This is a genomic window from Planctomycetia bacterium (assembly GCA_034440135.1).
Taxonomy (GTDB): domain Bacteria; phylum Planctomycetota; class Planctomycetia; order Pirellulales; family JALHLM01; genus JALHLM01.
In genome coordinates this window covers 26,378-35,115 of sequence record JAWXBP010000448.1, presented here as the reverse complement: position 1 = coordinate 35,115, position 8,738 = coordinate 26,378, and the positions used below count along the sequence as shown (strand labels likewise).

The following is an 8,738-nucleotide window of genomic DNA, read 5'->3' as shown; positions in this document are numbered from 1 at the left end:
GCTTCAATGTGGCCGCGGCTGATCAGCCGCGGAATGCTTCAACTCCCACCCGTGGGCCCCTTACTCGGTGATGCTTCAATGTGGCCGCGGCTGATCAGCCGCGGAATGCCTGACCTCGTAAGTTCCGAATTGCCAAAGACCCACGACGCATATTGCGAGTGGTCCCGACGAGCGAGCCGCTGACAGTAGCGATCCGCGCCTCTCGCCATTGCCAAATCATTATCGCACCTACCCTTGCGCATTGCGAGCAGTCTCCGGACTCCGTGCGCCACGTCGCCGCTCGCCGAGCTCTGCCCAACGAAATTCGAGTTTGGTCGCTCTAGCGCGTTACAAACACGGGATACTGGCTGATCTCGCCTGTGAGCACTCGAGCCAGCAGCCGAGCCTGAATCTCTAGCAGCCGTCGATAGGTGACACGGTAGCCGAACAGCGGATGGGTGACCAGCGTGTCCATTCGCTGTTCATACGCGCGGAAGAACGCTTTCCTCCCCTCAGGCCGCAGGGCGACCGCTTCACCCGTGCGAATAAAGTCGCGCGGCGTGACCATCCGCGTGTTTACCGCCGACAGCACGGCCGAATCGGCGATCAGCGGCCGAAATGGCTCCATCAAGTCCAACGCCAGCGCCGCCCGGCCGAAACGCGGTTGGTGATAGAATCCCAGGTAAGGATCGAGGCCGACGGCATGGCAGACGATTGTTAGATCCTTGGCCAGCACGCTGTAGGCCAGCGACAAGAGCGCGTTCACCGGGTCCCGCGGCGGGCGCCGGTTACGACGCGTGAAATCGAAATTGAACTCCGGCGCTGCGCGATCCTTCGAACCGTCCGAAGCGTCGACTTTGATCATGCCCGGAAGCCGCTCGAAATAGGCCCGCGCCGCAATTCCTTCCAGTCCGAGCAACTGATCGAATGACTCGGCATGTTCGGCGTCGTCCATCATGCACTTGAGGAATGCGATAGTGCCCGACGGCGGCTCGACGTGGTTCCTTTGCAACATCGTGCGTTGATTCTTGATCTTGCCGATGACCAGTGATCGCGCCAGCCGCAGGCAGAACGCCGGCACATCGGCCAGGCGAAACTGTTCGCGGCGCAGGTAGATGTTTCGCACTCCCAGCCCCTGCATAACGCCGTAAAACCAGCCTCCCATGGAGAAAAATGCGACCGGCACTTCATTTTCGCAAAGCGTTTGGATCGCCTGCGTGGAAAGCTGGATGTTGCCAAACACGTTCACTTGACAGGTCTCGCCGATCCGCACTTCCTGGACAACTTTGTCCTTCTGCTTCACCTTGAGCACGTTACCCGACTTGCCAACGTAAAGTCCTTGCGTATTGAGGTACAGCGGCCGCAAGTCGTCGCGCGCTGACATGAGGCGACGGGTTTCGCCGTCGCGCCCAGCCGCCGCAGCGAGGGGTGACCCCGTATCGAACAACATGCGCTGCGCTGAATGTCGCGCGCCGTCGACGTTGACTCGGCAGGCCCAGGTCTCGTCCGGAAGGCAGATTCCCACTAGCGAGCAGCGGGGGCACTTCGGACTGTCCACGAGCGGTGGTGGAATCTCCTCGGATTCGGCCGCGGCCCGCGCGTCGGCGAGCGCCTGCAACGTCTGGGCTATTAGCGACTCGTCGATGGCGATCCACACGCGCTGCTTGGTAGCGACATAGTAAATGATCGCCTCGCGACATGCATAACCATTGTCGCGGAGCACGAGCGCCTGTACGGCAAGTTGCACGCGGTCGGCGTCCCAAGCTTCGAGTACGCCGGTGTCGACGTTCTTCCGCGGCGCTCCCCGCTTGTAATCGACGGGAGTTACGACTCCATCGGCCGCCTCGACCAGGTCGATCTTCGCGATCAGGCCGTGGATATCACTCGACAAGCTGACCGAACGGGAATGCAAGCAATCGTCAGGCGCGAGTTCCTCGGCCGGCGTCAGCGCGTCTTCCCGCGCGTCGAGCTTGGCGTGTCGCAACGCGCCTTCGACCGTTTCGCAGTTATGGGCGAAGACCCCCTCGACCCATTCATAGTAGAAAAGCCGCGGACAGTACACGAACTCGTTGAGCATCCGTGCCGGCAAATACGCGGGAGCATCGGCGGAATGGGTCACGGCACGCCTCCTCAACTAGGGTTGGACGTCCATGCGGTGACTGAACCGACGCAAATACACGGAGCATCGCTAGACGACAACGCACGGCGCGCTGATCGGCGAATACGGTTGTCCGAGCGCGGTAATCACGCGCTCGCCGCGGCCTTCGGTCGGTCCTAAGTCGACGAACAGCACCTGGTCCTCGGTGTGCTTGATAATCTCGCACAGCACATGCCGGCACTTGGCCAAATCGATGGCCGTGAATTGGCACTCGAAAATCGAGTACTGCAGGTGATCGCCAAAGTCCCGCATGACTTTGAATACCTGCCGTAACCGCTTGTCGTCACGGATGTCGTAGCAGACGAGGTAAGTGCTTCGCATGGCCGGCGCTCATTCCAGAAGCGTGGGCGCGTCCGTGCATTCATGTCCACCGTCGAGACGTTGGCTCTAGTGTAGTCCAAGCATCGCGGCAAGCAAGTTGGCCCCGTCATTTCGCCATCGCCGGTCCCCTCCGCGAACGTGTACTAGGCGTCCACGTCAGATCCAGCATTCGCCATCACTCCAAACCCGCAGTGGCGACCGGCGCCGATCACCAGCGGGCCGGGCACATTCACGCAGTCGTTGAATCGCAACGTCAGGTGAACTGCCGTTTGGGTTTGAAGATGTTTAGGGCGCTTGTATCCGGTCGGCTTCTTGTCCTTGTCGTATTTGTGGGCCGACAGCGCCTTGGAGAAGCGTGAAAACGCGGACCACTCGAACGAGCATGGTTGTTCGATGCCTGACTGTGATAGCGTACGCTCAATTAACCTTCGGGTTTTTTCCGGGTTGTGGTCATCATGCCCGGGAAGGATGACGGGAGTGAAGCTATGCCAGATGTTAGCGGACTCCGTGTAGCGCCGCGACACTCCGTCCCCTTTCATCGGTACCAGCAGCGGCGGATCGTTCACGCCGCGCGCGGCGAACTCATCCTCCTGCTCCGGTCGGAGCGGCTGCCCCGCCAAAAGCCGCGCTACGTAATCTAGCCGTTCCTCCTCGCCAGGCGAAGCAGCCAGGATGACCCGTCGAACGCTGGGGTTGGTGTGCAGGTGCCCAATCGACGGCAGGGGCAAATAGGATAGTTGACGATGTTCCTTGGCCCCGTCCTTTGCGTGTCCAGCGATGTAGGTTTCGACCCAATCGTCCGGGACGTCTCGTGGCGGCGCTTTCATCATCGCCTTGATTGCCAGGTGACGAACCATGCCAGCGATGCAGACAAACTTACTCTGCGGGTAACGAAAGCGCGTACCATCCAGGTTGCGAAGCTCAAAAATGCGGTAGGGACGTTGCAGCGGCATGTCGCCGCGCCGGTAGGCTTGGACTCTAAACGCCCGTAGCGGCGGCACGGGGCGAAACCCATCCTTGGGCAGCCGATTGAGAAAATCCCGGTGTTTGCGCATCAAATCGTCCAGCGTGCCCTCCACGGGGACTCGCAATGGAGTTCCGCCCGCTGGCGCCGGTCTCCAGCAATACCCGGGCAGGCTCGCCGCCTCGTCAGCGGTGATAATACTGGCATCGCCCACCGCCATGTCGATGCCCCACCCAAGATGCGTAATGCTACGAGCGGCCGCTTTTAGCGTCGGAAAATGGCCGTCACACTCAGCACGGTCGTGCGGTAGTGCATATAGAAAGTGAACCGCGTCGCCGGCGAGATGCGTGGGACGCACGACCTTCTCTGCACGCTTCACGGTGGCGGTCACATCTCCTCGTTTCCAGGCGGGCACGAGTAAATCAGCAGTGTTGTCGGGCACGTACGTAAGGCACTTCACTTCCGAGCACAATCCTTCGGCCGCGACGACTTGCGGTTCCGCTTGGCTTTCCAACCAGCGCAGCGCGGGCGCAGCGTGCACCAATTCGGTTCGCTCGTTCCAGCGACCAGCCGCAGCGGCCAATAACGCTTGAAACGCCCGCAGGGGAGATGGCGGCCACTCCGGCTCAGCGCCATCGCGACGTCCGTGAGCGAAGTGCTGAAGAAATCGGACTGACAGACAGAAGTACGATGACATCAGTTTTCCTCCGACTCTTCAGGCGCCGTGGCGGCCGCCTTCCTTCCGGCTTTCGCTTTGGGTTTCTTGCTCTCATCCCCCTTTACGTCGTTCTGGGCCCGGGCGTTCTCGAAGTCGACAGTTCGATTCCTTCCGACGCCAAATCCCTTCGCGGCTTCGATCGCAAACGCCAACGCAATCTCATGCGAGATGTCGCACGGTGCCCGCCTGCCATCGAAATGCACTTCGACGAACTCGCGCGGCTGGTCCGGATGTAGCACCAACATACAGCCTTGTCGCAAGTAACTCGCAGGCGGGGAAGTAAACGCGACCAGCGACAAACCGAGGATGTATCTCCGCATGGCCAGTGTCTTGTCGCGGTCTTTACCGGAATGGAGCATGCGCAGCGCCGCAAGGCCAAGCGTGGCGTCGCGACGAATGTCGCCATCGGCGATCACGCCGCCATATGCCGCGGATGCAGGGTTGTGTACAAAGCCTCGCTGCGCAAGCGGGCTCTTATTGTTACCCTCGGCCTTCGCCCTGTCTTCGGCGCTGAACACGTCCAGCGCACTATAGTCGAGCGGAGGAGTGTACACTGCTGCACGCGTGAGTCTACGGACGTTTAATGCTCGGATCGTCGAGGCGACCAGCCGCGGAAGTTTCGCTTGGGTGTCGCGGGAATCCCACACGCCGAACACCAGCGACGTCGGCGCGATCTTTGCCATTGGCTCGGCGTCGCCCCTAAGAACGGCATCGAACGCGGCCCGCAACTCCCCCTGGAGCGAAGTGCAGCGCAGAAGCGCGTCACCCGCACGATGCCCCGCTTCGAGAAGGTTGACCTGTTTCCCCCCAGCATTAATCACGACCTGTGGGACAAGCTCGCGGTATTTCTCCTGCATAAACAGCGGCTCGATGCGATTCGCCTGGGATCCAACGCTGTCAACCAGGCAGACACTCTTGCCGCTGGTGTCCGTGTCGATGTTGTAACCGCCGGCAAATCCGTCCCCGGCGGCGAACGTCGCGGGGAACAATACGCCGCCGTCCCCTTCGACTGGCATGAGATATTCACGGATGACGAGTGCCGGGGGACCTGCATCGTCTAAGTATTGGTCGAAACTCGACAACCCTGACATTTCAGGCGCTCCTCAATTAATTGGGACGGCGGATCGGAATGCTTTGTGTTTCTTCTGACCAGTGCGAAACCAGTTCTCGAAGCGATATGCTCGCTGACCTCGCATAGCAAGGCTGCCGGTTGAAGCTGCCAGGAGCAGGCTGGAAGCAAGCGGCGAGCTCCAGGTAAAGTAGTCGTACACTCGCCGGACTGAAGTAGTCGCCGGTCGAGCCACTTGGAGCCCGATTAGGCACAGGAGTTCGACGGCGGGATGGGCGATGCTCGTGAATTGCATGTCATTGAGCGAAAAGCCGACGTCTCGGGAGTGCGCATTCGGTGCTCGCCGAGAATCGAAATAGAACGGCTCTTTCTTCTTGGACGGATCGTGCGGATTTGTCACGACCATGCCGATATCAAGCAGCTGTGGCCCGTGAAACCGCTTGTCTCTGATAGCTTGCTGCATCGCACATGCAATCCCGAAGCTCTCCATCGTTCCAGCCCACACCTTTAAGTCCTTAGCGCCAATCCGGTCCGTTTCCCACCAGTCGACTGATAGCGCACGAAACGGGTTAGCGATAACCAGCGGCGATGAGTATGGATCTGCTTTGTTGGAATGCACAAGAACGGCGTTGGCGATGGCGTCGACGAGCGTGGGCAGCGTTCCACCGCAAGCAACGTGGAACAACCTCGCATCATTCTCAAACCACCCCTCCGCTCCAGGCCAAAGCCGGTCCGCCATTTCCAACAGTCCGCAGCAGGCGAAGAATTGCCCAGGGTTGGTCACGTCTACGCTGACCCACCATGCCGGTTCCGGATAGTTGGTCATGGCGCTACCTCCTGCATTTGCCGCTCGGATTGTGACTCGAACTCCGATGGTTCGGCGCTGGCGGCCCAGTCGGCGGCGCGGAGCAGTGATTCCAAATACGCGAGGCCCCAGCGGCCATAGCGGCGCTGCAGCCGCGCGAATCGACGGGGAACCTCGGTGGCCACGGCGTCACTGATGATCGGGCGGTGGTCCGGGTCGTACGCCTCGTCCAGAGGGAAGTGCGGCCGGGCTCGACCGTGATGCGCGGCGATCAAGTGCAGCACGAGGTCCTGCAATTCCGTGGTGAGGGCTTGAAATTCGGCCTCCTCGGCTGCGTCAATGATGGAGCCGAACTCGTGACGATACGTCTCCGGAAATCGCACTGCGGCGCCCCCCGACTTAGCCAGCACTCGTTCCGGATAATTGCGATTGCCCAGCCCGAACTGAAACTGCTCGCGCCGCTTGCCGTGATCATGTAGCCTAGCCGCAATATGGATGGCCTGCTTGATGTCCGTTGGCAGTTTGAGCCGCCCCAAGATAAAATCGCAATGGTCCACTACGTCCTTCACATGCACGTCCCATCGCACCGGCCGCTGAGCGGTGCGCCCGCCTTCCAGCGGCCTGCGTTTGAACCAGTCCCATGCGCGGGGCTCGTCGCCCTCCCCGCCGAGGTCCAGTTCGACGCTTAGCACGCGGCGCATCCCTTTGGTCTTCGTGTCGTAGCCCGCGTCATCGGACAACACGCGAATGCGGTCGTCATCGTCCCCATTGGACTTGTCAGCCACGTCGTAAGCGTGTGGTGATGCGCCATCCAGAATACCGCTGGAAGACAATCCTCCAGCGGAAGGAGGTAGCAACAACGTACGGTCCTTGATGCGAGCGGTCGCTTGCTTCTTGTCCACCGAAAGCAGCTTTTCGAGCGTCAGCACCTCGACTTCGCCACTATCGTTGACCAGCCACACCGGATACACAGCCCCCAACAAGCGGTCGCGCATCGCATCGAGTTCCCTCAGCACTCGCTCACTAGCATCGCTGAGCAACTCGCGGGGGAGAAGGGCGTACTCGTCCAACAAGTCTATGGGCTCATAGCGTTCGAGCCGATCACCGACGACGAGATTAACCTCCTCCCGCCACGCGACTCGGGTTCGCGGCGGTTCCCACTCCGCGATCCCATGTAAATAATCCGCCACCTCCGGGCGCCCGGGCATCTTGCCCCGGATACTGGTCAGCGCCCAGGCGTCAAAAAGGGTTTCGGTGGCGGGCAGGATCATAGGTTTCGGCGCAAAGGCGCCTTGGCGTTGCTTGGCGTCGAGGTTGCTCAAAGTCAGTGGGCTAGCGTCGCAGTTCAGGCGTTCCAGAAGTTCCTTCGTGGCCCGGCGAGCTGGCGTGAGCGGATGCTTGTCGTCGAAGGTGGCCGGATAAACCACGTCAATGCGCGTATCTTTGCGATTGCCGAACCGGTTTACGCGCCCGAACCGTTGAGTCATGCTCTCGAAGGTGGACAGGTCGCAGGCCATGTGGTCGGCCGAGAGATTGACCCCCACTTCGCCCGCGCTCGTGCAAATCAGGTACACCGCGCTACCGATCGGTTCGATCCGCCATTGCTCTTCCTCCGGAGCGTCTTTTCTTGGCGGCTTAAGGAACCGGGCGAACACGGGAGACGCATCGCTTCGGCGCGGGTCCGCCATGCGATCGCGCTCCCAACCGCGCATTGTTCCGGTCAGCGTCTGGACATGATTCGCGTCGATGCCGGAGCCCTTTGCGGTCAGCTTTTCGTAAACCTTTTTCACGTCATCGAGCGTTCGCACGAAGATCAATACAGCGGACCCGGATACCGTGTGCTCAATCGCCAACTGCGCGATTTTGTCCGCCAGCTCCTTCTTTTCGTCCTCGATTCGATGCAACGCCAGCGACTTGGTCGCCCTTAAGCGGTGCCAGGCGCAATGGATCGGCTCTGTGGGATCATCGGGTAACAGCTTCGGCGGACTCCGTTCTTCGTCGGTTAGCCGAAAGATCGCTTCCTGCACGCTCGAGTCCTCTCCGCGCGAGGTCGCCGAGAGTTCCATGACGTGGAACGGCGAGCAATCCCTACAGCGACCTTGTTCTTTCTTGATGGCAGTCAACAAGTGCTGAAACGCCGGCTCCAGATGCGCCTCGTCATGTGCGTACAGCACATCCTGGCCGAGAAAGCCCGCATGCAGCGGCCTCCCCTTGAAGCCCACGCCGTAACCGCTGAACAGCAACCGTGAACCGATCATGTCCACCGTGCCGCAAATCACCGCTGGACGCGAGGGGTCAGCGGACCATTCGCGATTGTCGGCGAATTGGCCGCGCAGAGTGCTGATGGCCAGCGGTGGCTCCTTATCAGGTAACGGAACCCCGCATAGCGCTCTGAGTCCGACGTCGAGCTCACTTTCAACGATCTTGGCGCGAAGCTTCTCCACCTCGGTCGTCGTTTGATCAACCACGGTACGGCGATTCACAATATACACCAGGCGCCGCGGCAGATTTGCCCCGTTGGCCAATGCAATCAGCCACACAGCGATCACGCTCGTCTTGCCCAATCCGGTGGGGATATCGCAGCCAGACGGAATCTTGCCATGCAAAAACCACTCGTTATAGAGTGAACATTGCCAGGGAAACGGAGCATTCCCTGTCAACCGCCGAAATGCCTCGTCGAATTCTACGCTCGGCAACCTATTGCATGTCATCCACAATAACCTT

Annotated in this window: 6 protein-coding genes; all 6 read right to left on the bottom strand. The window is 60.4% G+C overall.

Translation table 11 applies throughout. The features are described from left to right. Nucleotides 1-319: 319 nt before the first annotated feature. A complete protein-coding gene (cas1, locus tag SGJ19_26000) occupies nt 320-2,098 on the bottom strand; it encodes a CRISPR-associated endonuclease Cas1 (GenBank protein MDZ4783717.1) in 1,779 nt (592 codons plus the stop codon). A gap of 69 nt (nt 2,099-2,167) precedes the next feature. After that, on the bottom strand, nt 2,168-2,458 hold the full coding sequence (gene cas2, locus SGJ19_25995) for a CRISPR-associated endonuclease Cas2 (GenBank protein MDZ4783716.1): 291 nt from the start codon (nt 2,456-2,458) through the stop codon (nt 2,168-2,170). A gap of 143 nt (nt 2,459-2,601) precedes the next feature. After that, entirely contained in the window at nt 2,602-4,119 is a 1,518-nt protein-coding gene (csb2, locus tag SGJ19_25990; protein MDZ4783715.1) for a type I-U CRISPR-associated protein Csb2, read from the bottom strand. After that, on the bottom strand, nt 4,119-5,231 hold the full coding sequence (gene cas7u, locus SGJ19_25985; GenBank protein ID MDZ4783714.1) for a type I-U CRISPR-associated RAMP protein Csb1/Cas7u: 1,113 nt from the start codon (nt 5,229-5,231) through the stop codon (nt 4,119-4,121). The genes csb2 and cas7u overlap by 1 nt, the downstream gene beginning before the upstream one ends. Before the next feature lie 12 nt (nt 5,232-5,243). Continuing rightward, nucleotides 5,244-6,035: a hypothetical protein gene (locus tag SGJ19_25980; protein MDZ4783713.1), complete on the bottom strand. Its 792-nt coding sequence runs from the start codon at nt 6,033-6,035 to the stop codon at nt 5,244-5,246. Continuing rightward, complete coding sequence (gene cas3u, locus SGJ19_25975) at nt 6,032-8,725, bottom strand: type I-U CRISPR-associated helicase/endonuclease Cas3 (protein ID MDZ4783712.1); 2,694 nt, start codon at nt 8,723-8,725, stop codon at nt 6,032-6,034. The genes SGJ19_25980 and cas3u overlap by 4 nt, the downstream gene beginning before the upstream one ends. Nucleotides 8,726-8,738: the final 13 nt, after the last annotated feature.

What these genes read in the sequence shown, in the direction of transcription:
- cas2 (MDZ4783716.1), bottom strand. Translation starts at nt 2,458, where the DNA reads ATGCGAAGCACTTACCTCGTCTGCTACGACATCCGTGACGACAAGCGG.
- csb2 (MDZ4783715.1), bottom strand. Translation starts at nt 4,119, where the DNA reads ATGTCATCGTACTTCTGTCTGTCAGTCCGATTTCTTCAGCACTTCGCT.
- cas7u (MDZ4783714.1), bottom strand. Translation starts at nt 5,231, where the DNA reads ATGTCAGGGTTGTCGAGTTTCGACCAATACTTAGACGATGCAGGTCCC.
- SGJ19_25980 (MDZ4783713.1), bottom strand. Translation starts at nt 6,035, where the DNA reads ATGACCAACTATCCGGAACCGGCATGGTGGGTCAGCGTAGACGTGACC.
- cas3u (MDZ4783712.1), bottom strand. Translation starts at nt 8,725, where the DNA reads ATGACATGCAATAGGTTGCCGAGCGTAGAATTCGACGAGGCATTTCGG.